The sequence below is a fragment of the Rhodococcus sp. OK519 genome (assembly GCF_003051005.1).
GTDB lineage: Bacteria > Actinomycetota > Actinomycetes > Mycobacteriales > Mycobacteriaceae > Prescottella.
Genome location: NZ_QAOW01000001.1, coordinates 722,100 through 748,238 on the forward strand (window position 1 = coordinate 722,100; position 26,139 = coordinate 748,238).

Annotated in this window: 23 protein-coding genes; 15 read left to right on the forward strand and 8 right to left on the reverse strand. The window is 69.4% G+C overall.

From position 1 onward, the window contains the following. Window position 1: 1 nt before the first annotated feature. Window positions 2-616, reverse strand: a complete 615-nt coding sequence (locus tag C8K36_RS03460; protein ID WP_107983012.1) for an acid phosphatase — start codon at window positions 614-616, stop codon at window positions 2-4. A 55-nt stretch (window positions 617-671) separates the two neighbouring features. Between C8K36_RS03460 and C8K36_RS03465 the strand changes: the two genes are divergently transcribed. Continuing rightward, entirely contained in the window at window positions 672-1,475 is an 804-nt protein-coding gene (locus tag C8K36_RS03465; RefSeq protein WP_107983013.1) for a ParA family protein, read from the forward strand. A gap of 16 nt (window positions 1,476-1,491) precedes the next feature. On the opposite strand, the gene C8K36_RS03470 is transcribed toward C8K36_RS03465, so the two are convergent. From C8K36_RS03470 to C8K36_RS03485, 4 genes are read right to left on the reverse strand one after another with little or no spacing between them, the layout of a single operon-like run. Then, entirely contained in the window at window positions 1,492-2,727 is a 1,236-nt protein-coding gene (locus C8K36_RS03470; RefSeq protein WP_107983014.1) for an amidohydrolase, read from the reverse strand. Between the two features lie 59 nt (window positions 2,728-2,786). Beyond that, complete coding sequence (locus C8K36_RS03475; protein ID WP_107983015.1) at window positions 2,787-3,611, reverse strand: SDR family oxidoreductase; 825 nt, start codon at window positions 3,609-3,611, stop codon at window positions 2,787-2,789. Window positions 3,612-3,660: 49 nt separating this feature from the next. After that, window positions 3,661-4,875, reverse strand: coding sequence for a PQQ-binding-like beta-propeller repeat protein (locus tag C8K36_RS03480; protein WP_107983016.1), 1,215 nt, complete (start codon window positions 4,873-4,875; stop codon window positions 3,661-3,663). A 20-nt stretch (window positions 4,876-4,895) separates the two neighbouring features. Then, the gene (locus C8K36_RS03485; protein WP_107983017.1) at window positions 4,896-6,524 is read right to left on the reverse strand and encodes a DEAD/DEAH box helicase; all 1,629 of its coding nucleotides are present in this window, start codon (window positions 6,522-6,524) and stop codon (window positions 4,896-4,898) included. 369 nt (window positions 6,525-6,893) lie between these two features. Here C8K36_RS03485 and C8K36_RS03490 point away from each other — a divergent pair, with 369 nt between their 5' ends. Continuing rightward, complete coding sequence (locus C8K36_RS03490; RefSeq protein ID WP_107983018.1) at window positions 6,894-7,574, forward strand: ferritin-like fold-containing protein; 681 nt, start codon at window positions 6,894-6,896, stop codon at window positions 7,572-7,574. A 106-nt stretch (window positions 7,575-7,680) separates the two neighbouring features. Further along, window positions 7,681-7,911, forward strand: coding sequence for a DUF3107 domain-containing protein (locus C8K36_RS03495; protein ID WP_181319442.1), 231 nt, complete (start codon window positions 7,681-7,683; stop codon window positions 7,909-7,911). Window positions 7,912-7,987: 76 nt separating this feature from the next. On the opposite strand, the gene C8K36_RS03500 is transcribed toward C8K36_RS03495, so the two are convergent. Beyond that, on the reverse strand, window positions 7,988-8,659 hold the full coding sequence (locus C8K36_RS03500) for a TetR/AcrR family transcriptional regulator (protein WP_107983020.1): 672 nt from the start codon (window positions 8,657-8,659) through the stop codon (window positions 7,988-7,990). Window positions 8,660-9,101: 442 nt separating this feature from the next. On the opposite strand from C8K36_RS03500, the gene C8K36_RS03505 reads away from it, so the two are divergent. The 4 genes from C8K36_RS03505 to C8K36_RS03520 all read left to right on the forward strand — a co-directional run bounded on the left by C8K36_RS03505 (window position 9,102) and on the right by C8K36_RS03520 (window position 13,050). Next, on the forward strand, window positions 9,102-10,088 hold the full coding sequence (locus C8K36_RS03505) for a DUF3152 domain-containing protein (protein ID WP_420910853.1): 987 nt from the start codon (window positions 9,102-9,104) through the stop codon (window positions 10,086-10,088). Between the two features lie 43 nt (window positions 10,089-10,131). Next, window positions 10,132-10,887 (forward strand): HAD family hydrolase, encoded by a 756-nt coding sequence (locus tag C8K36_RS03510; protein WP_258195005.1) that lies wholly within the window; start codon window positions 10,132-10,134, stop codon window positions 10,885-10,887. Window positions 10,888-10,937: 50 nt separating this feature from the next. Next, window positions 10,938-12,116: an adenylyltransferase/sulfurtransferase MoeZ gene (gene moeZ, locus C8K36_RS03515; RefSeq protein ID WP_107983734.1), complete on the forward strand. Its 1,179-nt coding sequence runs from the start codon at window positions 10,938-10,940 to the stop codon at window positions 12,114-12,116. Between the two features lie 79 nt (window positions 12,117-12,195). Further along, window positions 12,196-13,050 (forward strand): TIGR02569 family protein, encoded by an 855-nt coding sequence (locus tag C8K36_RS03520; protein ID WP_107983021.1) that lies wholly within the window; start codon window positions 12,196-12,198, stop codon window positions 13,048-13,050. Between the two features lie 19 nt (window positions 13,051-13,069). Here C8K36_RS03520 and C8K36_RS03525 read toward each other — a convergent pair whose 3' ends face one another. Then, window positions 13,070-13,735, reverse strand: a complete 666-nt coding sequence (locus C8K36_RS03525; protein ID WP_107983022.1) for a FadR/GntR family transcriptional regulator — start codon at window positions 13,733-13,735, stop codon at window positions 13,070-13,072. Between the two features lie 274 nt (window positions 13,736-14,009). On the opposite strand from C8K36_RS03525, the gene C8K36_RS03530 reads away from it, so the two are divergent. The 8 genes from C8K36_RS03530 (at window position 14,010) to C8K36_RS03565 (ending at window position 25,288) form a co-directional block, all read left to right on the forward strand. Beyond that, on the forward strand, window positions 14,010-15,194 hold the full coding sequence (locus tag C8K36_RS03530; RefSeq protein ID WP_107983023.1) for a CynX/NimT family MFS transporter: 1,185 nt from the start codon (window positions 14,010-14,012) through the stop codon (window positions 15,192-15,194). A gap of 133 nt (window positions 15,195-15,327) precedes the next feature. Beyond that, complete coding sequence (locus tag C8K36_RS03535) at window positions 15,328-16,776, forward strand: nitrate/nitrite transporter (protein WP_420910836.1); 1,449 nt, start codon at window positions 15,328-15,330, stop codon at window positions 16,774-16,776. Continuing rightward, complete coding sequence (locus C8K36_RS03540) at window positions 16,773-18,893, forward strand: molybdopterin oxidoreductase family protein (protein ID WP_258195006.1); 2,121 nt, start codon at window positions 16,773-16,775, stop codon at window positions 18,891-18,893. The genes C8K36_RS03535 and C8K36_RS03540 overlap by 4 nt, the downstream gene beginning before the upstream one ends. Then, the gene (locus C8K36_RS03545; protein WP_107983024.1) at window positions 18,890-20,380 is read left to right on the forward strand and encodes an FAD-dependent oxidoreductase; all 1,491 of its coding nucleotides are present in this window, start codon (window positions 18,890-18,892) and stop codon (window positions 20,378-20,380) included. Before C8K36_RS03540 ends, C8K36_RS03545 begins: the two co-directional genes overlap by 4 nt. Next, window positions 20,377-22,902 carry a nitrite reductase large subunit NirB gene (nirB, locus tag C8K36_RS03550; RefSeq protein ID WP_107983025.1) on the forward strand — a complete coding sequence of 842 codons (2,526 nt, stop codon included), beginning with the start codon at window positions 20,377-20,379 and terminating at the stop codon, window positions 22,900-22,902. Before C8K36_RS03545 ends, nirB begins: the two co-directional genes overlap by 4 nt. A 63-nt stretch (window positions 22,903-22,965) precedes the next feature. Then, on the forward strand, window positions 22,966-23,388 hold the full coding sequence (gene nirD, locus C8K36_RS03555; RefSeq protein ID WP_107983026.1) for a nitrite reductase small subunit NirD: 423 nt from the start codon (window positions 22,966-22,968) through the stop codon (window positions 23,386-23,388). Continuing rightward, window positions 23,385-24,557, forward strand: a complete 1,173-nt coding sequence (locus C8K36_RS03560) for a uroporphyrinogen-III synthase (RefSeq protein ID WP_107983737.1) — start codon at window positions 23,385-23,387, stop codon at window positions 24,555-24,557. Before nirD ends, C8K36_RS03560 begins: the two co-directional genes overlap by 4 nt. Then, window positions 24,554-25,288, forward strand: a complete 735-nt coding sequence (locus C8K36_RS03565) for a sirohydrochlorin chelatase (protein ID WP_107983027.1) — start codon at window positions 24,554-24,556, stop codon at window positions 25,286-25,288. Before C8K36_RS03560 ends, C8K36_RS03565 begins: the two co-directional genes overlap by 4 nt. Here C8K36_RS03565 and C8K36_RS03570 read toward each other — a convergent pair. Next, window positions 25,242-26,045 carry a thioesterase family protein gene (locus C8K36_RS03570; protein ID WP_258195007.1) on the reverse strand — a complete coding sequence of 268 codons (804 nt, stop codon included), beginning with the start codon at window positions 26,043-26,045 and terminating at the stop codon, window positions 25,242-25,244. The two genes, C8K36_RS03565 and C8K36_RS03570, sit on opposite strands and share 47 nt — an antisense overlap. Between the last annotated feature and the right edge of the window lie 94 nt (window positions 26,046-26,139).

Consider the following 26,139-nt stretch of genomic DNA (forward strand, 5'->3'; position numbering starts at 1 on the left):
CTCACTGACGGCCTTCTCTCGGGGTCACGTTGTGGGTGAGGATCATGCGGAACCCGTGCTCATAGCTCAGGACGGTGTGCGCCGCGGGAGTCAGGGCGAAGCGCCTGCCCTCGGAGACCGGGAGTTCGACCCAGCGTGCGATCACGGCCCGCAGAAAGTGGCCGTGGCCCACCAGCACGACGTCGCGTTCGGCGAGGGCCGCCTCCGCGGTGTTCACGACCATGTCTGCGCGGGACGTCACCATCTCGTGTGTTTCTCCGCCCGGGCACGGGTGCGTCCACACGGTCCAGTCCGGAATCTGTTCGCGGATCTCCGGAGTGGTGAGTCCCTCGAACTCGCCGTAGTCCCATTCGGTCAGTGCATCCCAGCGCCGCTCCTCGGTGAATCCGGCGAGGGCGGCAGTTACGTGTGCCCGACGCCGTGGACTCGTGACGACGAGGGGATTGTTCAGCGCGAGTTCGGCCAGTTGCTGCCCGGCTTCGCGGGCTTGGATCGCGCCGCGATCGGTGAGGGGGACCTCGGTGGCGCTCGTGTGCCGGCCGAGTCGCGCCCACTCGGTCTCACCGTGTCGCAGCAGAACCAGTCGGCGCTCGGGTGAGGTCATGGGATCAATCATGCCGGGTGAGCCCGAACCCTCGCCTTCGGGCCTCGAGTACGCAAGGATCTAGGCCGTGACGATGGTACTGGCTGTAGCGAATCAAAAGGGTGGGGTAGCCAAGACCACGACGGTCGCGTCTCTGGGGGCTGCACTCGTGGACCTGGACCGGCGCGTGCTGGTGGTGGATCTGGACCCGCAGGGATGTCTGACATTCTCGTTGGGGCACAATCCCGATCGACTCGAGGCGTCGGTGCACGACGTCCTCACAGGGGACACGCCGGTTGCGGACGTGCTGCTCGACACCGACGACGGGGTCAAGCTTCTTCCCGCGACCATCGATCTTGCCGGCGCGGAGGCATTGTTGCTGATGCGTCCGGGCCGAGAGTTCGCGCTCAAGCGCGCGCTCGCGCCGATTCTCGACGACTTCGATGTGATCATCATCGACTGCCCGCCGTCGCTGGGGGTCCTCACGCTCAACGGGTTGACCGCGGCCCAGCAGGTGCTGGTGCCACTGCAGTGCGAGACGCTGGCGCACCGCGGCGTCGGGCAGTTGCTGCGCACGGTCTCCGAGGTTCAGCAGATCACCAACCCCGATCTCGTGCTCCTGGGTGCGCTGCCCACGCTGTACGACGCGCGCACGACGCACAGCCGCGACGTCCTCTCCGACGTCTCGGATCGCTACGACCTGCCGGTCCTGGCCCCGCCGATTCCGCGCACGGTGCGGTTCGCGGAGGCCTCGGCGTCGGGATCGACCGTGCTCGCGGGCCGCAAGAACAAGGGCGGTGAGGCGTACCGCCAACTAGCGCATCACCTTTCGGCGCACTGGACGGGCAAGGCCGAGCTGGTCACCTTCTCGCCGTACGAGGGGACCGCCTGACGGACGGCAGGACGGGTCAGTCCAACCACTCGCGTGCGGCGGTAATCAGAGCCGAAACGCCGGTCGTGATGGTCGGTTCGATGACGGGGGCGTAGTACGGCGAGTGGTTGGGTGGCAGGTCGGGGGCCTTGCCCTCGGCTTTCGCCTTCGCGAAGATCGCGGGGTCCGCGCCGCCGAGGATCCAGTAGCAGATCGGGGCACCCGACGCCGTCGCGAACACCCCGACATCCTCGCTCGCGGCGCCCGGGCCGGGATCGATCACGTTCTCGTCGCCGAAGCGTGCGCGGAACGCCGCGGTCGTCCGAGCGACGGCATCGGCGTCGTTGACCAGGACGGGAAACGAATCGATCGGTGTGATCTCAGGTTTTCGCGGTGCGTTCGACGCCTGCGCCTCCGCCTCGACGATGCGGGTGATCGTGGCGAGAACGCCGGTCCGCACGTCCGGGTCGTACGTGCGGATGTTGAGGGCGAGTTCTGCGCGGTCGGGAATCACGTTGGCCTTGGCACCCGCTTGCAGCGAGCCGACGGTGACCACCACCGTGTCGGTCGCGGAGACAGTGCGTGAGACCACCGTCTGCAGGCGCATCACCGTTGCCGCCGCCATGACCACGGGGTCCACGGACTGCTCGGGCATCGATCCGTGGGATCCGACGCCGTGCAGCAGCACGCGCAGCGAGTCGGCGCCCGCGAAGGCGGCGCCCGGGTGGGCCGCGAGCATGCCGGCCGGAAGCGGCGCGACGTGCTGACCGAGCACGACGTCGGGACTGCCGAACCTCTCGAACAGGCCGTCGTCGACCATCGCCTGCGATCCCGACCCGAGTTCCTCCGCGGGCTGGAACACCGCCATCACGGTGCCCGACCACGAAGCCTGTTCGCCCACCAGCACTTCCAGGGCGCCCAGCAGACACGTCACGTGCATGTCGTGCCCGCACGCGTGCGCCACGGGGACGTCGATGCCGTCGGGGTCGGTCGCGTGCGCTGTGCTGGCGTAGGGGAGACCCGTCTTCTCCTCGACGGGGAGCGCATCCATGTCGGCCCGCAGCAGGACGGTAGGGCCGTCGCCGTTGCGGACGAGGCCCACCACACCGGTGCCGCCGATGCCGGACGTGACGTCGATGCCCAGTTCGCCGAGTTTCGCCGCGATCCGTTCGGCGGTACGGGTTTCCTGGTACGACAGTTCCGGATGTCGGTGCAGATCACGGTAGAAGTCGGCCAGCCACGGTGCGGTGCTGGTGCTGTCTGTGCTGGTCATCGCGCAACCTCGCTCGGTTGGGGACACTGCGCGGTCCAGCCTAACGCCTCCGGGTCTCGTCAGCCGGTGAAGTGCCGCGCGAGATCCTCTCCGGAGGGTTCCCACACGGCGGGCCAGTCGTTCTGTCGTAAAAGTGCATCGGTGCCGCCGTCGGCGAACAGGACACTGCCGCACAGCAACGACGCGGCGTCACTGGTGAGGAAGGCGATCAATGCCGCAATCTCCTCGGGTCGGCCGCGTCGACCCAGCGGTACCGGATAGAAGTCGAGAGCCCTCGCGAGGTTCGGATCCAGATCGGGGCCGGACGTCATAGGCGTGTCGACGATCCCGGGCGCGACGGCGTTGAGGCGGATGCCCGCGCCGATCCACTGGGGAGTCACCGACTCTCGGCGTACCCAGCGGGCCAGAGCGAGTTTCGACGCGGGATACGACGGGATGGCGGTCGCCTCGTCGCCGAGGGTCACGGCCAGGTCCTCGTCTCCGGCCAGGCAGGCGTCGACGACGTGCCCGGGGATGCCCGGTTGCGTGCTGGTGCTGCTCGACGAGATCGCGACTGCGTACGAGCGCTCGCGCCGGGCGAGGGTCGGGCGCAACTCGTCGAGGAAGTCGATGACGCCGAAGTAGTTGACGGACAACAGCTTTCCGCCAGAATGCGATGACAGTGGCCCGAGGCCGGCGCAGCACACCACGGCGTCGATCACGCCGTCGGCGGCGTCGGTCACGGCAGCGGAGGCCTCCCGGCGGCCCTCCCGGGTGGACAGATCCGCGGTGACCTCGGTGCCGGCGAGGTCCACACCGACGACGTCATGGCCGTTGCTGCGAAGGAGTTTCACCGTGGCGGCGCCGATGCCCGAGGCTGCGCCGGTGACGACGATGTTCGACATGCGCGAATTAGAACACGTTGCAGGCTGGCGGGGTACCTGATCGACGTACTCAGCGCAGGGCGACGACGTCGTCGCCGCGCTGCTCGAGCACGATGTCGCCGAGGATCGCGGTGGCGATCGGGGCGGCGTCGTTGTCGCGGGTGACGGGGATGCGCCCCTGCTCGACGCCCGTAGCGGGGTCGAGGACGGCGATCGCGCCGGGGACCGGGACCATGAGCGACCCGGCCATGATCGCGCCGGGCCCGAGAGCGCCCGTCGCGGTCCACTTCGGGGCGAGTTCGCTCGTGGAGAGTGCGATCAACTCGCTGCCGGTCCACCAGGTGAAGACGGAACCGTTCCGGGCCGCCGTGGCGTCGGCGCCGACGGCGGTGGTCACCGGGTACGAGGCAGTCTCGTTGCCGGTGCCGTCGACTACCACGATGCGCGCTCCCGACACCGGGCCGGCGGGAAGGAACACCGCCGTGCGGTCGCCGGACGATGCGATGAGTCGAGCCCCGGCAGTGTCCGCACCCGGCCCCGTCAGCAGCGCGGAACCGAACTCCTGCGGTTCCTGGTTGTCCTTCGGGGCGGCGTCGAGGACGCTGATGCGGTCGCCGGCCTCGCCCGGGCAGTGCATCAGCACGGTGACGCGGGTTCCACCCGCCGCGGCCGATTTCAGTTCACAGTCGGGACGTGGCTGCTTCCCGGGGTTGATCGGCGCGTCGACCCGTCCGAACTCGAGGGTGCGGACGAGGTCCGACCGCCACAGTTCCATCCGCTCGGAACCGCGGGACACCACGTAGGTGCCGTCGTAGGACAGGGTCACCACGTCGTCGGCGTCGCTCGACCGCTGGGCCTTGCGTTCACCGGTCGCCCCGCCGAGCTGGGTGACCTGGCTGCAGCCGCGCTGATCGCGGTAGACGGCGACCACGGTGTTCCAGGCGCCGATGGCGCCGCACAGCGGCATATCGCGCTGGTATCGCCACCGTTCGTCGCCGGTGACGGGGTCGCGCCCCAGGACCGTCCCGTCGTCCGCGGTCGCGACGGTGCCGTCGGCGACGATGGGCGCCGACGACGCGGGGCTGGCGGCACGCCACAGTTCGTGCAGTGACGAGGGCGGTGCGAGCGGTGAATCCACTGCAGCCGCAGGACCTTCCGCGGTCACCGACGTGGTTCCCCGAGCGTCGCTCCCGATCCAGATCGCCGCCGCGGCGACCGCGACGAGAATCGCGATGGTCGCGGCGACGGCGACGTCCAGACGGGTACGACGCTCGGGTGCCAGCACAGGTGGCAGGTTACCCCGAGCTACTCGGAGGCTGCAGTGGCGCTCACGGGCTGGGTGTCGGCCTGGCCCGATGCGCCTTCGCCCGCGGCGGGACGGCGGCGACGACGGCGACGACGCGGGGCGGCGGCATCGTCGGATGCGGACGAGGCGACCTCGGTGGTCTTGTCGCCGGACGTCGCGGTGGCCTCGGCCGGCGCCGATCCGTCGGTGGCCTTGCCGCCACGGGTGCGGCGGCGGCTACGGCTGCGGTTGGATGCGTCGGACTTGTCCGTCTTCGCGTCCTTGGCGTCCTTCTCGTCCTTCGCGGGACGCTCGGCGCGGGCCTTGCGAATCGAACCCTTTGCGTCCGTGGGGATGCCGAGTTCCTCGTACAGGTGCGGCGAGCTCGAGTAGGTCTCGACGGGGTCCGGGGTGCCCAGGGCGAGTGCCTTGTCGATCAGCTGCCAGCGGGGGATGTCGTCCCAGTCCACCAGAGTGATGGCGGTGCCGGTGCGACCCGCGCGACCGGTACGACCGATCCGGTGCACGTAGGTCTTCTCGTCCTCGGGGCACTGGTAATTGATGACGTGGGTGACGTCGTCGATGTCGATGCCGCGGGCCGCGACGTCGGTCGCGACGAGGACGTCGACGGTGCCGTTGCGGAACGCCTTGAGGGACTTCTCGCGGGCGATCTGGCCGAGGTCACCGTGTACGGCGCCGACGTTGAAGCCGCGCTCGTTCAGGTCATCCGCGACCTTCTGCGCGGTGCGCTTGGTGCGGGTGAAGATCATCGTCGCGCCGCGGCCGTCGGCCTGCAGGACGCGGGCGACCATCTCGGCCTTGTCCAGCGCGTGTGCGCGGTAGATGTACTGAGTGGTGCGCTCGTGGACGGCGGACGAGTCCGCTTCCTCGGCGCGGATGTGCGTCGGCTGCGTCAGGAACGTGCGCGCCAGCGTGATGATCGGGCCCGGCATGGTGGCCGAGAAGAGCATCGTCTGACGCTTGTCGGGGACCATGCCGAGGATGCGCTCGATGTCGGGCAGGAAGCCCAGGTCGAGCATCTCGTCGGCCTCGTCGAGAACCAGGACACCGACCTTGCCGAGGATCAGGTGACCCTGGTTGGCGAGGTCCAGCAGGCGTCCGGGGGTGCCGACGATGACGTCGACGCCCTTGCGCAGCGCGTCGATCTGCTGCTCGTACGGGCGGCCGCCGTAGATGGACAGGACTTCGAGCTTCTTCTTGCCGGACTTCAGGTACTTCGCAGCGTTCTCGAGGTCCTCGGTCACCTGGACGCACAGTTCGCGCGTCGGCACGATCACGAGGGCGCGCGGAGTGCCGTCGAGCGCTGTGGTGCCGGAATCTGCGGTGGCGACGCGGTGCAGCAGCGGAACGCCGAAGCCGAACGTCTTACCCATGCCGGTGCGGGCCTGACCGATGAGGTCGTCGCCGGCGAGGGCGAGGGGGAGCGTGAGCTCCTGGATGGCGAAGGTGCGCTCGATGCCGATCTCGGCGAGCGCCTTGACGATCTCGTCGCGGACACCGAGCTCACCGAAGGTGGGCGGGGTGTGCGTCTCGTCCAACTGGGCGGACAGCGTGGTTTCGGTTGCGTCGTCTTCGTGGTCGATCGTGATCTTGCTCAGGGAACTGGCCTTCCTCGTATCGGCACGCACGCACGAGGTAAGGGGCCAGGCCGTAAGTCGGCCGATGTCGGTGCCCTCTTGTGCGGTGGCCCGGCCTCCGTCTCAGCGCGGAGATCGTGTCGATCTCGGCGAGACGCGGCGAGCGCCGTCGATCAGGTGCGCGCACATTATCTTCGGGAGTCCTCATCCGTTTCGCGCCCGATTCGTTCGAATTCAACTTCGAATTCGTCACTCCGGATTCATGCTCCGGGACCGGGACCAGCGCGGAAATAACGGTCTCCCGTCGCAATTGTAGCGGTCCGACGCTCCGCGGCCGACACATGCATGGCGCAGATCACGATTCCGGCCCGGTCCCGCCGTCCCCGATGCACTGCACGACACGGATTAGGCTGTGGCGTCATGGGAGCCGATTCACCGACGTCGTCCGTGCCCGCCATCGCTGCAGACCACCCGGGTGTGGCCGAGTTGTTCGCAGTTCTCGCCTATGGCGAGATCTCCGCGTTCTACCGACTGGCGGAGGACGCGCACATGGCTCCCACGCTGCGGGGGCGGGTCGCGCTCGCGAGCATGGCCGCAGCTGAGATGGCGCACTTCGAGACGCTCGAGCGCGCGCTCACGGGCCGCGGAATCGAGGTCTATGCGGCCATGGATCCGTTCGTCCGTGCCCTCGATGCCTACCATGCGTCCACCGACCCGTCGACGTGGCTCGAGTCGCTGGTCAAGGCCTACGTCGGCGACGGGATCGCCGCCGACTTCTACCTCGAGATCGCGCACTCCCTGGACCCCGCGGTGGGAGGGATCGTCCGTGAGGTACTCGCCGAGGTGGGGCACTCCGAATTCGTCGTGCAGGAGGTTCGGGCCGCGGTCGCCGCGAGCAAGAGCGAGAAGGACCGGCTGATGCTGTGGGGGCGCCGCCTGCTCGGGGAAGCGATCACGCAGGCGCAGTTCGTCCTCGCTCGCCGCGAGGACCTCACCGATCTGGTCATGACGGCGACCGGCAGCCTCAACGGCGTCGCGGCCCTGTTCGACAACATGCAGGCGAAGCACGCCGAACGGATGGCGGTGCTCGGCCTCGTCTGACCGGGCTGTTCGCTCTCAGCACAGCGTCGCGGCAGGCCCGTGTGGGCGGGGCTGCATTAATCTGGCCGGGACAGCTTCAAGCGCTCGGAGAGTTCGGAGGTTGACCGTGGAGGTCAAGATCGGTGTAACTGACAGCCCGCGTGAGCTCGTCGTCAACAGCGTCCTCACGCCCGACGAGGTGGAGGCGCTCGTGACGAAGGCGCTCGGCGACGCGGGCGGTGTGCTCTCGCTCATCGACGAGAAGGGGCGCAAGTTCCTCGTCCAGGCCGCGCGGATCACGTACGTGGAGATCGGTCCGTCGGACAGCCGCAAGGTCGGGTTCGCGCCGACGAGCTAGAGGCCGGCACATACGCGAAGGGCGCGGAGTCGAATCGACCCCGCGCCCTTCGCGTGTATTCGCGTATGTGTAGGGCCTACTTGGTTTCGGCGTGCAGCGGTACGTGCGACAGTCCGCCCCACGCGAGCGCGACCGTCGTGTCGACTGCCTCGTCCTTGGGGATGGGGCGCGCGGCCTCGAGCCAGTAGCGCGCGGTGAACTGGCTGGTGCCGACGAGACCGACGGCGAGGATGCGGGCACGGTAAGGGTCGAGGCCCGAGTCGTGCGCGACGAGATCGAAGACGGCGTCGACACATGCCTCGGTGGCCTGTTCGACGCGGCGCGACACCTGCGGCTCGCCCATCAGATCGGATTCGAAGACGAGACGGAAGCCCTGGCTGTCGTTGTCGACGAAGTCGAAGAACGCCTGCACGGCCGCGCGTACCCGCTGACGGTTGTCGGTCGTCGACCGCAACGCCTGACGCACACCCGAGATGAGGCTGTCGACGTAGCTCTGCAGCACCGCGACGTACAGCTCGAGCTTGCCGGGGAAGTGCTGGTACAGGACGGGCTTGCTCACGCCGGCGCACTCGGCGATCTCGTCCATGCCGGCGGCGTGGTAGCCGCGGCTGACGAAGACCTCGCTGGCGGCCGCAAGCAACTGAAGGCGCCGTGCGTCCCGGGGTAGTCGGGTGTTGCGGCGGGTGCCCTGACCGTTTGCGGTCGTGGCGGCGCGATCGGAGGGTGTCCGATCCGCGAGTTCAGTCATGTCGCTCCCAATCTGCACAAAGAGCCCCGCTTCGTCCGGTGTCCGACCTATCACGAACGCCTCGGGGCAAGATAAATCATTTGCACGATACCCGGACGGTTCTCGGCCGATTTCTGTGTACTGATCTTGTCGTCGACGCGCCGTGCGGGCGGCACCGTCACGTCCCCTGACTGCGAGTATTCCAGGATCCCACATTCGGCACAGGGCGGCGCGGCGAGCGGCCGCCCTGCAGTGACGCCGCGACGGCACACCGGTGTCTCATCTCACAGGCATGCCGTGGCCCGGCAGGAAGTCCGGCGTGCCGGGTGAACCGACGGGCGGTCTGTGAGATTCTGGCGTGGTGACTGACCGAGGAGGACCGCGCCTGGGGGGCACAGTTCCCGAGGTGTCCGACGATCAACGATCGGACGGCTCCCGGCCCACAGGAAGCGATCCCGGCCGGATTCCCGACCCACACGAACCTCTGCGCGCGCTGTGGGATCCGACCCGTCGGAACATCGGTCGTCCGCGCACTCCGCGCCCCGAACGCGATGCGCGCAAGCAGAGCAAACTCGGCAAATTCGTCTCGATGTACGGGTGGCGTGCGTACGCGATCCCCGTGCTGCTGATTGTCACGGTCCTCGTCCTCGTGGACGCGGTCCGCGGGATCGGGGAGTCGGAGCCCGGGGCCTCCACCGACCCCGGTTTCGGTGAACTCAGCCACGAGGACGGCACCGACATCGTCGGCGTCCCGCCTCTCGCAGACGGTAACTTCGCCGCGACCGTGCCCGCCGGCGCGCTGCCCGAGGGTGGCCCCTTCACCGCGACGGGAGCACGCTCCTGGCATGTCGTGCCCGGCACGACCGGGCAGGTCGGGCAGGGCACCGAGCGGGTGTTCACGTACAGCGTCGAGGTCGAGGACGGTATCGATACCGCTGGGTTGGGCGGCGACGAGTCGTTCGGTCGCATGGTCGACCAGACGCTCGGCAACCCGAAGAGTTGGACGCGCGATCCCCGGTTCGCCTTCCGTCGCGTGGACCAGACCGATCCGCTCCTGAAGGACGGCGCGAGTCCGGACTTCCGCATCTCCCTGACCTCGCAGACGACGATCCGTGAGGTGTGCGGCTACGACATCCAGCTCGAGGTGTCGTGTTACAACCCCGGCATCGACCGGGTGGTGTTGAACGAGCCCCGCTGGGTTCGCGGCGCGATCGCCTTCCAGGGCGACATCGGCTCGTATCGTCAGTACCAGATCAATCACGAGGTGGGGCACGCCATCGGGTACCAGACGCATCAGCCGTGCGAGGCGGACGGCGGGCTGGCGCCGGTGATGATGCAGCAGTCGTTCGGCACCGCCAACAACGACATCGCTGTGCTCGACCCCGAGGGTGTCGTCCCGATGGACGGCAAGGCCTGCCGCTTCAACCCCTGGCCGTATCCGCGCGGCTGACAAGCACGAGGCCGATAGCACGACGCTGAGGAGGGACCCGCCCGTGTCGTCCGAGAGCGATCCACACGTTCGTATCGGGGACACCGTGTGTTCCGGGTTCCTGTTCGACATGGACGGCGTCGTCACCGACACCGCGCGCGTCCACGAGCGCGCGTGGGCGCGACTGTTCGACGAGTTCCTCGACGAGCGCGGCGCGGGGGATCCCCACTTCACGACCGACGACTACCTGAACTACGTCGACGGACGGCCACGCGTCGACGGGGTCGCGTCGTTCCTCGCGTCCCGGTCGATCGATCTGGCGCACGGTGCGGCGTCGGACCCGCCGGACGCGAACACGGTGTGCGGTCTCGCCGCGCGCAAGGATGCGCTGTTCCTGCACGAACTCGACGCACACGGCGTCGACGCCTTCCCCGGAACGGTCGCGCTGATCGGGCGCCTGCGCGAGGCCGGCGTGCCCGTGGCTCTGGTGACCGCGAGCCGCAACGCCGAGCGGGTGCTCACCGCGGCCGGTCTGGTGGACAGTTTCGACGCGCGCGTCGACGGGATCGATGTGGACAACCTTGCGCTCGCGGGCAAGCCCGACCCGGCCACCTACCTCGAAGGGGCGCGGCGGCTGGGGTTGTCCGCCGACCGATGCGTCGTGCTCGAGGACGCGATCGCCGGGGTCGAGGCGGGTCGGCGCGGCGGGTTCGGGGTGGTCGTCGGTGTCGATCGCACCCACCATGCCGACGCCCTGCGGGCGGCCGGCGCCGACGTCGTGGTGTCGGATTTGGGCGACCTCGAGGTGCGCTTCGGCTGACGGCCTAGGCTGGACGCGAGCGTTTGGCCGGTCGAGTTCAGGAGCGTGTGGTGTCCGCGAATAGTCCGCTTCCCCCTCTGGTGGAGCCGGCGGCAGAGTTGAGCCGTGACGAGGTTGCCCGCTACAGCCGGCACCTGATCATTCCGAATGTGGGCACGGTCGGGCAGCGGCGTCTGCGGAACGCGCGCGTGCTGGTGATCGGTGCGGGCGGTCTGGGCTCGCCGACACTGATGTACCTCGCTGCGGCCGGTGTCGGCACGATCGGCATCGTCGACTTCGACGTCGTCGACGAGTCGAACCTGCAGCGCCAGGTCATCCACGGCACCTCGGACATCGGACGGTCGAAGGCGCAGAGCGCGCGCGAGTCGATCCGGGAGATCAACCCGCACGTCGACGTCCGCCTGCACGAGTTCCGGCTGGAGGCGTCGAACGCCGTCGAACTGTTCGGGCAGTACGACCTGATCCTCGACGGCGCCGACAACTTCGCGACCCGCTACCTCGTCAACGACGCCGCGGTCCTGGCCGGGCGGCCGTACGTGTGGGGGTCGATCTACCGGTTCGAGGGGCAGGTGTCGGTGTTCTGGGATGCCGCCCCGGACGGGCGGGGCATCACCCTGCGCGACTTGTATCCGGAGGCGCCGCCGCCGGGAACGGTGCCGTCGTGCGCCGAGGGTGGTGTGCTCGGTGTGCTGTGTGCGTCGATCGGTTCGATCATGGCGACCGAGGCGATCAAGCTCGTCACCGGAATCGGCGATTCGCTGCTGGGCCGGCTGATGATCTACGACGCCCTCGCCATGCAGTACCGGACCGTCAAGCTCAGCCGCGACCCCGATCGCGTGGATGTCACCGAACTCGTCGATTACGACGCGTTCTGCGGTGTGGAACCGGTCGTCGAGGCGGATCGGGACTGGGCGATCACTCCGCTGGAGTTGCGTGAGCTGCTCGACTCGGGCGCCGATGTCGCGATCGTCGACGTCCGCGAGCCGGTGGAGTGGGACATCGTCCACCTACCGGGGGCGACGCTGATCCCGAAGGACCGGATCCTGTCGGGGGAGGCGCTCGCCGAACTGCCGCTGGACCGGCGCATCGTGCTGCACTGCAAGACCGGTATCCGGTCGGCGGAGGCGTTGGCGGCACTCCGCCGGGCGGGTTTCGCCGACGCGGTGCATCTGCAGGGCGGGGTGATCGCCTGGGCGCACCAGGTCGATCCGTCGCTTCCCGTCTACTGAGCGTCCCTCCGCACCTATTCAGCGCGGCCTTCGGGGCGCCTCACCGAAACGGACGGTCTGCAGCGGTAGCCTGACGCCCGTGAGCTCTGCACAACCTCCCCAGCACGTCTGTTCGACCTTCGGTCTCCGCGAGGCCGATCCGGCCGCATTGGGCGCCGACTGGGACGGCGGATGGCGCTGCGGCGACGTCGTGCTCTCGCCTGTCGCCGATCATGCACGCGCGGCGTGGTCCGCGAAGATCCGCGAGACCCTCGCGGTCGACGCCGTGCGGTTGGCCCGTCCCGTCCGGGCCACGGACGGTCGCTATGTCGTCTCCGGTTGGCGCGCCGACACTTTCCTCGAAGGGGCCTCGGAGCCGAGGCACGACGAGGTGGTGTCGCTGTCGCTGCGTCTGCATGCCGCGACCGCTCAGCTCGAGCGTCCCCGTTTCCTCGCCCAGCCTCCGGTGGCGCCGTGGGCCGACGTCGACGTCTTCGTCGCCGCGGACCGGGCCGCATGGGAGACGGTCCCGCTGCGGACCGCTCGGGCCGCGGGAGCCCTCGAGGACCTGACGTCGGACGGCAAGCGCAGCGTCGAGGTGATCGGCCAGCTCGCCAGCCTGCGCAAGCCGGTGCGCGCACCCGATCAATTGGTGCACGGCGACCTGTTCGGCACCGTCCTGTTCGACGGCAGCGCCGCACCGGGCGTCACCGACATCACCCCGTACTGGCGTCCGGCCGCATGGGCGGCGGGTGTCATCGTCGTCGACGCGCTGTCGTGGGGCGGCGCCGACGAGGGCCTGATCGGGCGTTGGGAAGACCTGCCCGAGTGGCCACAGATGTTGTTGCGGGCGTTGCTCTTCCGGCTCTCGGTGCACACGCTGCACCCGCGCTCCACCCCCGACGCGCTCCCCGGCCTCCTGCGGACCGCCGAACTGGTGCGCCTGATCCTCTAGTCGGTCCGACCTCGCCGATCTACGCGTAGCCGGCGAGTAGTTCGTCGAAGAAGCACCGGGCCGCGGCGACCGCACGCTCGCTGTCGCCGGTGATCACGGCCTCGACGAGGGCACTGTGCTCGTCGTGGAAACCGGCGCCCGTCGCGGACGCGTGCTTGAAGACGGTGTCCTCGATCGCGGGGAGCAGCGAGTCGTAGAACTCCAGGTACACCTGGTTGTGGCTGGCGGCGACGATGCCGCGGTGCAGTGCGATGTCCGCGGCGATGGCGGCCCGCAGATCGGGGCCGTGCCAGGCGTCGGTGCGGGCCTCGAGAAGTACCCGTAGGTCTCGGATGTCGGCGTCGTCGCGGCGCCTCGCGGCCAGACCCGCCGCGGTCACGTCCAGCGACTGGCGCAGTTCGAGTACGTCGCGCTCGTGGGCGCCGGCGAAGTATGTGCCGAGCGTGCTGCCCACCTCCGACGCCGCGAGCACGTAGGTGCCAGATCCCTGTCGGCGCTCGAGCAATCCGGTGTGGACGAGAGCCTGGACGGCTTCCCGGACGGTGTTGCGCCCGGTGCCGGTGAGGTCCGCGAGCTCGGGCTCGGTGGGAATGCGGCTGCCGACCGCCCAGTTGCCGGAACGAATCTCTTCCCGGAGCTGTTCTGTCACCTGGGTGATCAGGGTGCTGCGGCGAACGGGTTGCACGGCGCTCCTGTGGGTAGGCGTGATGTCACACGAATTATGCTTTGCCCTCGATCGTCCGGTCATCCTATGATTTGTCGCGTCGAGTGCAAAGTTCTCGGGCAGTTGCTCTCAGGTGCTCTCAGTTGCTCTCAGTTGCTCCCGAAACACTCAGACCGACGAATCCCTCATCACAAACGGAACGAGGCAGTACATGACCGCGCCTGCAGGCAGTTCCCGCTCCGCGGGTGCGACCGCCCAGGCCCCGCGGGGGCCACAGCCACTCCTGGCGGGACGCATGCTGGTATTCGCCGCGATCGTGATGTCGGCGCTCACACTGCGGCTCGCGGTCACCTCCTTCACCCCGCTCGCCGAGAAGATCAGCGACGAGCTGGGCTTCTCGTCCACCGTCGTCGGTGTCTTCGGCATGGTCCCCACCGCAATGTTCGCGGTGTTCGGTCTCCTCACACCGGCGATCGCGCGCCGCCTCGGACTGGAGGGGACCGCGCTCCTCGGAATGCTGATGGCCGGTGTCGGCATGCTCACGCGGGCGATGGTGTCGGACACCTGGTCCTTGTTGGCGCTGTCGGCGCTCGCGCTCGGCGGCATGGGCATCGGCAACGTCGTGATCCCGCCGCTGGTCAAGCGGTACTTCGGCGATCGCCTCGCGCTGATGAGCTCGATCTACATCACCGGTGTGCAGATCGGCACGATCCTGCCGGCGACCGTCGCGGTGCCGCTCGCGGACGCGTTCGACTGGCGGATCTCGCTGGGCGTCTGGTCGCTGCTGGGCTTCGCCGCCGCCGCGCCGTGGCTGATGATCCTCGCGCGTGGGCGCAAGCAGTCGGGCGATGCGGCGGCAGTGCTCCCGGCGGAGACGCACGCGCCCGGGCGTCCCTGGCGCTCGCCGGTCGGCTGGGGGATGGCCGGGATGTTCGGCATGACGTCGCTCATCACGTACTCGATGTTCACGTGGATCCCGAAGATCCTCACCGAGGCCGGGGCGAGTGAATCGTTCGGCGGCAGCATGGTCGCGTTGTTCTCCTTCATGGGTCTGGTCGCCGCCTTCGCCGCACCGAGTGTCTGTGCGCGGATGCGCAATCCGTTCCCGATCGTCGTCGGCTGCGCCGTCTGCTACGCGGTCGGCTTCACCGGACTGTTCCTCGCGCCGATGTCGGTGCCGATCCTGTGGGTGATCGTGATCGGCCTCGGGCCCAGCACGTTCCCGATGTCGCTGACCCTGATCAACCTGCGCACCCGCACCCATGTGGGATCCGCGGCGCTGTCGGGGTTCACCCAGGGCATCGGCTACACCGTCGCGTGCATCGGCCCCCTGCTGTTCGGTGTGCTGCACGAGTCCACCGGCGGCTGGGGTGCTCCCTTCGCGCTGCTCGGTGTCGCCGTCGTCGTGGTGCTCATCTCCGCCTGGGCCGCGTGCAAGCCGCGCATGCTCGAGGACAGCTGGGGCGCGAAGACCGTCTGACCTGGCTGTTCGCCGATCTCACTTCGCTTCGGCTCCGCGGGTGAGCGAGTGTTGACGGACGGGTCACCGGACGCAGCACCGACGCAACACCAGCCTCCTACCTTGGGGTTTCCCACACAGGTAGGAGGCCCAGGTGACCACTCTCTCCGATCGGCCCACAGCAACACCCGCGGATGCACCGGTGGTGCGGGGCCACCGCATCGAGCACTGGGACGCCGAGGACGTAGGCGCCTGGGAGGCCGGCGGCAAGGCGATCGCCCGACGCAATCTGGTGTGGTCGGTGGTGGTCGAGCACGTCGGCTTCTCGATCTGGTCGATCTGGTCGGTGATGGTGCTGTTCATGCCGACCGACGTGTTCGGGATCGACGCGGCCGGCAAGTTCTTTCTCGTCGCGGTCCCGACCCTCGTCGGCTCGGTTCTCCGGATCCCCTACACGGTCGCGACGGCCCGATTCGGCGGCCGTAACTGGACGATCTTCAGCGCGCTGGTGCTGCTGGTCCCGACGCTGCTGACGCTGTGGTTCGTGATGCACCCCGGGACGTCCTACACGACGTTTCTGCTGGTGGCCGCGACGGCCGGCGTCGGCGGTGGCAACTTCGCGTCGTCGATGGCCAACATCAATGCCTTCTATCCGCAGCGGCTCAAGGGGTGGGCGCTGGGACTGAACGCGGGCGGCGGCAACATCGGTGTGCCGGTGATCCAATTGGTCGGCCTGCTCGTCATCGCGACGGTCGGTAACACCGCGCCGTACCTGGTGTGTGCGGTCTACCTCGTGCTCATCGCGGTCGCGGCGGTCGGTGCGGCGCTGTTCATGGACAACCTCACGGGCCAGAAGGCCGATCTGCGCTCCATGATCGAGGCACTGCGGGTGCGGGACTCGTGGATCGTGAGCTTCCTCTATATCGGCACATTCGGGTCGTTCATCGGGTTCAGCTTCGCGTTCGGCCAGGTCCTGCAGATCAACTTCCTCGCCGGCGGTGACACCCCGGCGCAGGCAGCCCTGCACGCCGCGCAGATCGCGTTCGTGGGACCACTGCTCGGCTCGATCGCGCGACCTTTCGGCGGCAAACTCGCCGACCGCGTCGGCGGCGGACGTATCACCCTCTGGACGTTCGCCGCGATGGTGTTGGCGGCGGCCGTCCTGGTCGCGGCAGGTGCCGCCGACGATGCCAGCCCCGGCGCTGCGACCGGCGCCACCCTGACGGCCCTGGTGATCGGCTTCGTAGCGCTGTTCGTGCTCTCCGGTGTCGGCAACGGATCGGTGTACAAGATGATCCCGTCGATCTTCGAGAGCCGGTCCCACTCGTTGACCGGGCTGGACGCGCCGGGTCGGGCCGCGTGGTCCCGCAACATGTCGGGCGCACTCATCGGGTTCGCGGGCGCGATCGGTGGTCTCGGCGGCGTCGGTATCAACCTGGTGCTGCGGGCGTCGTACAGCAGCCCCGCCAAGTCGGCGACCATGGCGTTCTGGGTGTTTCTCGGCTTCTACGTCGTGTGTGCCGTCGTCACGTGGCTGGTGTTCGTGCGCCGCACGGCGACCACGAACGATGCTGTCGGACAGACGATTGCGGTGCCGTCGTGACCGTTGCAGTGGCGACCCGGGCCGAGACGCACTGTCCGTACTGCGGCCTGCAGTGTGCGATGACGCTCACGCCCGGCGGCGTGTCCGGTGTGAGTGTGACGGGACGGCAGTTCCCGACCAACCGGGGCGGTCTGTGCCAGAAGGGCTGGACGAGCGCCGAATTGCTGCGTCATCCCGACCGGCTCACGACGCCGCTCGTCCGGGTCGACGGACGACTGCAGCCCGCGTCGTGGGACGACGCGCTGGATCGGGTGGCAGAAGGCTTCCGGGCCGCACACGCCGTCGGCGGCGCGGATGCGGTCGGCATCTTCGGCGGGGGCGGGCTGACCAACGAGAAGGCTTATCTGCTCGGGAAGTTCGCGCGCGTCGCACTGGGTACGTCGAACATCGACTACAACGGTCGGTTCTGCATGTCGGCGGCGGCGGCGGCCGGGGTCCGGGCGTTCGGGCTGGACCGCGGTCTGCCGTTCCCGGTGTCGGATCTGACCTCGGCGAAGGCAGTCCTGCTGGTCGGCGGCAACGTGGCGGAGACGATGCCACCCTTCCTCGGGCACCTCGCGGCGGCGGCCGATACCGGCGGGCTGATCGTCGCCGACCCCCGTCGCACCGCGACCGTGGAACGCGCGCTCGCCGGCGGCGGCCTGCACCTGCAACTCGCACCGGGCACGGATCTGCCGCTAGCCCTGGGCATGCTGCACCTCGCGGTCACCGAGGGGCACCTCGACCGCGAGTACGTCGAGGCGCGCACCACCGGCTTCGACGACGCCTGGCTCGCCGCGGCGCAGTGGTGGCCCGAGCGCACCGAACGGGTCACCGGGGTGCCCGTCGCGTCGTTGCGCCGGGCCGTGGAGATTCTGTCGCGCTCGCGCCGCTCGGACACAGGCGCCTACGTCCTCACCGCTCGCGGCACCGAGCAGCACGCGACCGGCACCGACACCGTCTCCGCGTGGATCGGGTTGGCTCTGGTGCTGGGCCTGCCCGGACGCCGGGGTAGCGGCTACGGCCCGATCACCGGACAGGGCAACGGTCAGGGCGGACGCGAGCACGGACAGAAGGCCGATCAGCTGCCCGGCTACCGCAAGATCACCGATCCTGCTGCGCGCGAGCATGTTGCGCGGGTGTGGGGGATCGACCCGGTGGAGCTTCCCGGTCCGGGGCGCAGTGCGTACGAACTACTCGACGCCCTCGGGCGCCCGGACGGACCGCGTGCGCTGATGGTGCACGGGGCCAACCTCGCGGTCTCGGCCCCGCGAGCCGGGCACGTCGTCGACCGCCTGCGCTCGCTGGATCTGCTGGTGGTGTGCGACTTCCTGCTGTCGGAGACCGCCGCAATGGCCGACGTCGTGCTGCCCGTGCTGCAGTGGGCCGAGGAGGAGGGCACCATGACGAGCCTCGAAGGGCGGGTGCTCCGACGTCGTCGTGGAGCGCTGCCTCCTGGCGGCGCCCGCAGTGAGCTCGAGGTGCTGTGCGAGTTGGCCGTTCGGCTCGGCCAGCCCGCATCGAGGTTTCCGGTGGAGCCGCGGGTCGTGTTCGACGAACTGCGCCGCGCATCGGCCGGCGGAATCGCCGACTACGCGGGTGTCACGTACGACCGGTTGGATGCGGGGGAGGTACTGCACTGGCCGTGCCCCGAGGTCGGGCATCCCGGCACACCGCGGCTGTTCCTGGACCGCTTCGCCACCGACGACGGCCGGGCGCGCTTCACGGCCGTCGAACACTCCGGGCCGGCGGAGGTGCCGGACGCCGACTTCCCGCTCATCGCGACCACGGGGCGCGTTCTGGCGCACTATCAGTCGGGCGCACAGACGCGGCGAGTCGATGAACTCGCCGCCGCGGCCGGTCCGATGTTCGTCGAGGTCCACCCCGACACCGCGGAACGTGCGGGTGTGTACGAAGGGGACCGTGCGATCGTCGTCGGGCGGCGGGGGCGGGTCGACGTCGAAGTGCGGTGCGACGATTCGATGCGTCTCGACACGGTGTTCCTGCCGTTCCACTTCGCGGGTGACGCCCGTGCGAACCTGCTCACCAACCCGGCCCTCGACCCGACGAGCCGGATGCCCGAGTTCAAGGTGTGCGCGGTGCGTCTCGAAGCGGCGGCCCTGGTGGTGACTCGATGACCCGGCGGGTGGTGATCGTCGGCAACGGCATGGCCGGCGCGCGGCTGGCCGAGGAGTTGCGGCGCCGCGAGCGCGATCCCGAGCGGCTCGAGGTGGTCGTTTTCGGTGCGGAACCGCGAGCGGCGTACAACCGGATACTGCTCTCGAACGTGTTGGCGGGCAGCATCACCGCCCGCGATACCCGGCTGCGGCCCGACGACTGGTGGGGGCGTAACCACGTCGACGTCCGCACTGGGGTACGGGTGACGGGGATCGACACCGCTGCCCGAATCGTGCGAAGCGACGACGGCGCGGTGCTCGGCTACGACGAGTTGGTGCTGGCGACCGGGAGCGTCCCGTTCGTGCCCCGCATCGAGGGCATGGCGCCCCACGACGGCCGGGTGGTCGCGTTCCGCACCGTCGAGGATTGCGAGCGGATCGCTGCTGCCGCCCGGCAGGGCTGCCGCGCGGTGGTTCTCGGCGGCGGACTCCTCGGCCTCGAAGCCGCCCGCGGGCTGCTGCAGCGCGGTGTCGACGTCACCGTCGTGCATCCCAGGTCGGTGCCGATGGAGCGTCAGTTGGATGTCGGCGGTGGCCGGGTTCTCGTGCGGATCCTGGACGGTCTGGGGGTGCGCATGCTGCTCGAACGTCGCGCGGTCGCGTTGCAGGACAGGCCGGCCGGACGGACGCTGCTTCTCGACGACGGCACGGCGCTGCCTGCCGATCTCGTGGTGCTCACCGCCGGAATCCGCCCGGCCACCGATCTGGCACTGGCGGCCGGGATCAGCGTGGAGCAGGGCGTGGTCGTCGACGATGCTCTGCGCGCCAGTGCTCCGCACGTGTGGGCGATCGGGGAGTGCGCGCAGCACCGCGGCGAGGTGTACGGGCTGGTGCAGCCGGGGTGGGAGCAGGCCGCGGTGGTGGCGGACCGGATCACCGCCGCCGATTCGGACGCCGAGTACCACGGCACCCCGGCCCTGACGCGACTGAAGGCTCACGACATCGACCTCGCGTCGATGGGTGACGTCACGGCGGACCTGCACGACGAGGACTGCGACGTCCTGGTGCTCGCCGATCCGTCCCGCGGGCGCTACGCCAAACTCGTCGTCGCGGACGATCGGATCGTCGGCGCGGTGCTGCTCGGCTGCCCCGACACCGTCGGGACCGTCACACAGCTGTTCGACTCGGAACTTCCTGTCCCGCAAGACCGCATGGCACTGCTGACGGGTCGAGGTGCGACTGCGGTGGCATCGGTCAGCCCCGCCGGAATGCCGGGTGGCGCGGTGATCTGCCGGTGCAACTCGGTGACCAAGTCGAGTCTCACGACGGCCTGGCGTGCCGGCGCGCGTTCGGTTGCGGCACTCGCCACGGCCACGCGCGCGACGACGGGCTGTGGTGGCTGCGGTTCGGCGGTGGAAGGCATCTGCGAGTGGCTGCGGACAACCGATCCGCAGCACGAGCACGAGGAAACGAACATTCAACCGGCCCGGAAGGAAGGTGCGGCATGAACGGACTGACCGCGATCGTCATCGGACACGGCATGGTGGGTCACCGGTTCGTCGAGGCGCTGCGCGCGCGCGACGGCGCCGACACCTGGAGCGTGACTGTGCTGTGCGAGGAGGGCGTGCCCGCCTACGACCGGGTTGCACTGTCGTCGTATGTCGGCTCGTGGGATGCGAAGGAACTCGCGCTGGCGGGCAACGACTTCGCCGGCGACGCCGCCGTCGACCTGCGGGTGGGGGTGCGCGCGGAAACGATCGACCGCACGGCCCGCACCGTCACCACCTCGGACGGGGAGGTCCTCGGCTACGACGCCCTCGTCCTCGCGACCGGGTCGTACCCGTTCGTCCCGCCGGTGCCCGGGCACGAGCACGAGCGGTGCTTCGTCTACCGCACGCCGTCCGACCTCGACGGCATCCGCGCCCGGGCCGAGGCAGTCGAACCTGGCGCTGTGGGCGTGGTGGTCGGGGGCGGACTGCTGGGGCTCGAGGCCGCGAACGCGCTACGGCAACTCGGGATGGCGCCGCACGTGGTCGAACACAACGCCCGTCTGATGCCGCTGCAGGTCGACGACGGTGGCGGCGCCGTGCTCGCACGCCTGGTCACGGACCTCGGGCTCACGCTCCACACCGATACCGGTCTCGCGTCGATCTCCGACGGCCCGACCGGCGTGCGGGTCGAGTTGTCCGACGGTTCGGTGATCGACGCGGCGCTGCTGGTGTTCTCGGCGGGCGTGCGCCCCCGCGATCAACTCGCCCGCGATACCGGCCTCGACATCGCCGAGCGCGGCGGCATTCTCACCGACAGTAGTTGCGTCACATCCGATCCCACCGTCTATGCGATCGGGGAGTGTGCCGCGGTCGAGGGGCGCTGCTACGGGCTCGTCGCACCCGGGTACACCACCGCCGAGGTTGTCGCGGACCGACTCCTCGGCGGCGACGCCGTCTTCCCGGGCGCCGACCTGTCCACCAAGCTCAAGTTGCTGGGAGTCGACGTCGCGAGCTTCGGCGACGTGCACGCCACCACACCCGGCGCCCTCGAAGTGGTATTCAGCGACGCCGCGAAGGGCACGTACGCCAAGCTCGTGGTCTCCGACGACGCGAAGACCCTCCTCGGCGGCATCCTGGTCGGTGACGCGACGGCCTACGGGTCGCTGCGGCCGCTCGTCGGGCGCGAGTTGCCCGGAGATCCGGCGGCACTGATCTCCCCGGTAGGCGAGAAGCCCGGTGCGGGTTCACTTCCCGACGATGCGCAGGTGTGCTCGTGCAACGCCGTCACCAAACGTGAGATCTGTGCGGCGATTGCGGACGGCGCGTGCGACGTCGCGGCAGTCAAGTCGTGTACCGACGCGGGAACCACGTGCGGCGGCTGCCTACCCACCGTGAAGGCGCTCCTCGCCTCGTCCGGGGTGGAGCTGTCGAAGGCGTTGTGCGAGCACTTCACCCAGTCCCGCGCCGAGCTGTTCGAGATCGTTCGCGCCACCGGCACCCGCACATTCTCGGGGCTCATCGCGCAGTACGGCACCGGAACCGGCTGCGACATCTGCAAGCCCGTCGTCGCATCGATTCTCGCGTCCACGTCGTCCGATCACGTCCTCGACGGCGAGCAGGCGTCGCTGCAGGACACCAACGACCACTTCCTCGCGAACATCCAGCGCAACGGGACGTACTCGGTGGTGCCGCGGATGCCCGGCGGCGAGTGCACGCCCGAGCAGCTCATCACGATCGGCGAGATCGCACGCGACTACGGACTGTACGTCAAGGTCACCGGCGGTCAGCGGATCGACCTGTTCGGCGCCCGGGTGGAACAGCTACCCGAGATCTGGCAGCGGCTGATCGACGTGGGTATGGAATCCGGTCAGGCATACGGGAAGTCGTTGCGCACTGTGAAGAGCTGTGTGGGCTCCACCTGGTGCCGGTACGGCGTGCAGGACTCCGTGGGCATGGCAGTCCGACTCGAGAACCGGTACCGGGGGCTGCGGTCGCCACACAAGATCAAGTTCGGAGTGTCGGGGTGCGCGCGGGAATGCGCGGAGGCCCGTGGCAAGGACGTCGGCGTCATCGCCACCGAGAACGGCTGGAACCTGTACGTCGGGGGTAACGGCGGCCAGTCGCCCAAGCATGCCCAGTTGCTCGTCGGGGGGCTCGACGACGAGACGCTCGTCCGGTACATCGACCGCTACCTCATGTTCTACGTGCGCACCGCCGACCGGCTGCAGCGCACCGCGCCGTGGGTGGAATCGCTCGAAGGTGGCCTCGATCACCTGAGGGCCGTGGTGTGTGACGACAGTCTCGGCATCGCCGCCGACCTCGAGGCGGCGATGGCCCGGCACGTCGCCGGCTACCGCGACGAATGGGCCGGTGTGCTCGACGATCCCGACAAATTGTCGAGGTTCGTGTCCTTCGTCAACGCGCCCGACGTGCCCGACCCGACGGTCGCGTTCGACGACTCGGGTCCCCGCAAGGTGCCCGTCCTGATGGGCATTCCGGACGTTCCGGCCCGTGGCCCGGAACTCTCCTCGAGCCGGTAATCGCGGAGTAACGCAGCGGAAACAACGCGACTTTTGAATGAGCACAGCACAGGGAGGTCTGCGATGACGGTGATGGAGAGCTGGGTGCCCGGCGAGGTCGGCACCCACGAGACGCCTTTCGTGGCGGAGGGACGGCACTGGACGTCCGCGTGTACCCGTGGCCATCTGATCCCGGGGCGCGGCGTGGCCGTGCTGCTGCGGGGCGGGACTCAGGTGGCGCTGTTCCGACTGGCCGACGGCAGCCTGCGGGCGGTCGGCAACATCGATCCCATCGGTCGTGCCGCGGTGATGTCCCGCGGCCTGGTCGGGGATCGGCACGGCGAGCCGACGGTGGCGTCGCCGCTGCTCAAGCAGGCGTTCTCGCTGATCGACGGACGCTGCCTGGACGACGACGCGGTGCGCCTGCCGGTGTATCCGGTCCGGGTGGTCGAGGGCCGCGGTCAGGACGTCGTGCAGGTGTGCGCGATACCGGTCGGGTCGACGTGACGGTTGGGGGGCCGCCGAGCGGCGACGAACTGCGGGGGTTCACCGTCGGGATCACGGCGTCGCGGCGGGCCGACGAACTGGCGACGCTGCTGACCAGGCGCGGCGCCGACGTCGTCCACGCGCCCGCGATCCGGATCATCCCGCTGGCCGACGACACGGAACTGGCCCGCGTGACCGACGCGATCATCGCCGATCCGCCGGACGCGATCGTGGCGACCACCGGCATAGGTTTTCGAGGCTGGATGGGCGCCGCCGAGGGGTGGGGCCGCGCCGAGCAACTGCTGACGGCGCTGGGAGCGAGCCGGATCCTGGCACGCGGCCCGAAGGCCAAGGGGGCGGTCCGCGCCGCCGATCTGCGCGAGGAGTGGTCGCCGGCGTCGGAGTCGTCGGCGGAGGTCCTCGAGCACCTGCTGGCCGAGGGCGTGGCCGGGCGCCGGATCGCGGTCCAACTGCACGGTGCGACGACGGAATGGGAACCGATTCCGGACTTCTGCGCCGCCCTGCGTGCAGCGGGTGCCGAGGTGATCGCGGTGCCCGTGTACCGCTGGACCCCGCCCGACGACTGCGCCGCGCTCGACCGTCTGATCGAGAGCGCGGCGGAAGGTGGTCTCGACGCACTGAGCTTCACGAGCGCGCCCGCAGTCGCGTCGATTCTGGGGCGCGCCAAAGACACCGGGACCCTCGATGTGTTCCTGCGTGCCCTCGACAGCCGCGTGCTGACGGCGTGCGTCGGTCCGGTCACCGCCGCGCCCCTCGCCGCGCTGGGAGTCCGGACCACGGCGCCGGAGCGGGCGCGCTTGGGCTCGCTGGCGCGGCACATCGCCGAGGAACTGCCGCGGCGCACGGATGTGCTCCGCGCGGGTGGCCACGACCTCAGCGTGCGAGGCAACTGCGTCCTCGTCGACGGCACGGTGCGGGCACTCTCGCCCGCCGGGATGGCCCTGGTGCGGCGGTTGGCCGAGCGGCCAGGCATTGTCGTCTCGCGTGCCGATCTGCTGTCGGCGCTTCCCGGCGGCAGCGGGGACCCGCATGCCGTGGAGACGGCGATCGCCCGGCTGCGCAGTCACCTCGGTGCTCCGAAGGCCGTGCAGACCGTGGTCAAACGCGGCTACCGACTGGCACTCGACCCGGCGGAGTACGACCGGCTGCTCGAGACGAGTCGGCCGTGAGCGACGCGGGCCTGGTGCTCGTCGCACACGGCACTCGCAGCCGGGCAGGCGTGGAAACCGTTGCGGCCCTAGCCGACGCGGTGGCCGCTCGGCTGGGAACGGTGCGGACGGCATTCGTGGACGTGCTCGGTCCGTCGCCCGCGGAGGTGCTCCGCAATCTGAAGAGCTCGGCGGGCCGCGCCATTGTGGTTCCGGCCTTCCTGGCGTCCGGGTACCACGTCCACACCGACGTCCCGCGTGCCGTTCTCGACAGCGGGCACCCTCGGGTGACGGTCACCCGAGCCCTCGGTCCGGACCCGGCGCTCGCGCGGATACTCGAATGCCGACTGCGCGAATCCGGTTGGAGTCCAGGTGATGCGGTGATCCTCGCCGCGGCGGGGTCGTCGGACCCGCGTGCTCGTCACGACGTCCGCCGCGCTGCGGCGATGCTCTCGGCGCTGGTGCGACGCGAGGTCCCGGTCGGCTACATCGCGACCGGGACGCCCACGGTGCCCGACATTGTCGCGACGCTGCGGGCGGCGGGGGAACGGCGCGTGTTCGTCGCGTCGTATCTACTCGCCCCCGGCCTGTTCCACGCGAGACTGGCGCAGGCCGGGGTCGACGGGGTGGCGGCGCCGTTGGGTGCGGACCCTGCGATCGTCGACCTGATCGTGCAACGGTTCCTGGCGGGCCGTGGTCGCTCGATCAGCGACGGAAGCCCAATTGCCGTTCGGCATTCGACAGCGCGCTGACGATGCAGGTGCCGATCGGACCGCGCCGGTCGAACATCGTTGTGCTGCCGACGGAGATACCGTCGACGCTGATGTGATTGTCGGCCTCGATGCCGATCTCGGGACCTTCCGGCAGACGGGACAGCGCGAGCGTCAGGTCGGCGTTGATGAATCCGATTCCGGCGGTGCCCCAGTTGGTCATGAGGCTGGTGGTCTCACCGACCATCGCGGCGCGCACGAACGGTGAGGGCTCCTCGCCGGCGACCACCGGGATTTGGTACTGCCACATGCGCTTCCGGCTCGATCCCTCGTGGTCGCGTAGTGACGGCGACCAGCCGGCGGGGTGGCCGTCGCTGCCGATCCACGGATGCGACGGGGCCTGCAGAGGTTCGAGGAGACTCAGTGGCGGTGGCTGCGGTGCGTCGGGGCGGGTCCAGAGCTCGCCCGGAGGCTGCTCCGAGCGGCGCAGGAACACGACCGAGGCGCGCGCGACCGCCTCGCCCTGCTGGATCACCTCGGCATCGGCCACCCGGATTCGGTTGCCGTCGCGCACGCTGCGGGTGACGACGTGGAGCTGCTCGGCCCGTGCCGGGCGGAACAGATCGACGGTCAGGCGGGCCGGAACGAATCCCTCTGCACCGTGCTCGTTCTCGAGCGCCCGAGCGAGGATGCCGGTGATCGCCGGTCCGTTGATCATGTCGGGTGACCACCTGCTGATCCCCATGGCGAGCGGCGAGAACCCGTCGCCCTCCCGGCGAAGGAATCCGATCTCGGTCATGTCCACAACTGCTCCTTTGTCGCGATTCGTCAACGGAACATACGACACCGGGGAACTCCATGCGCGGAGTTCCCCGGTGTGGCTATGTCGTTCG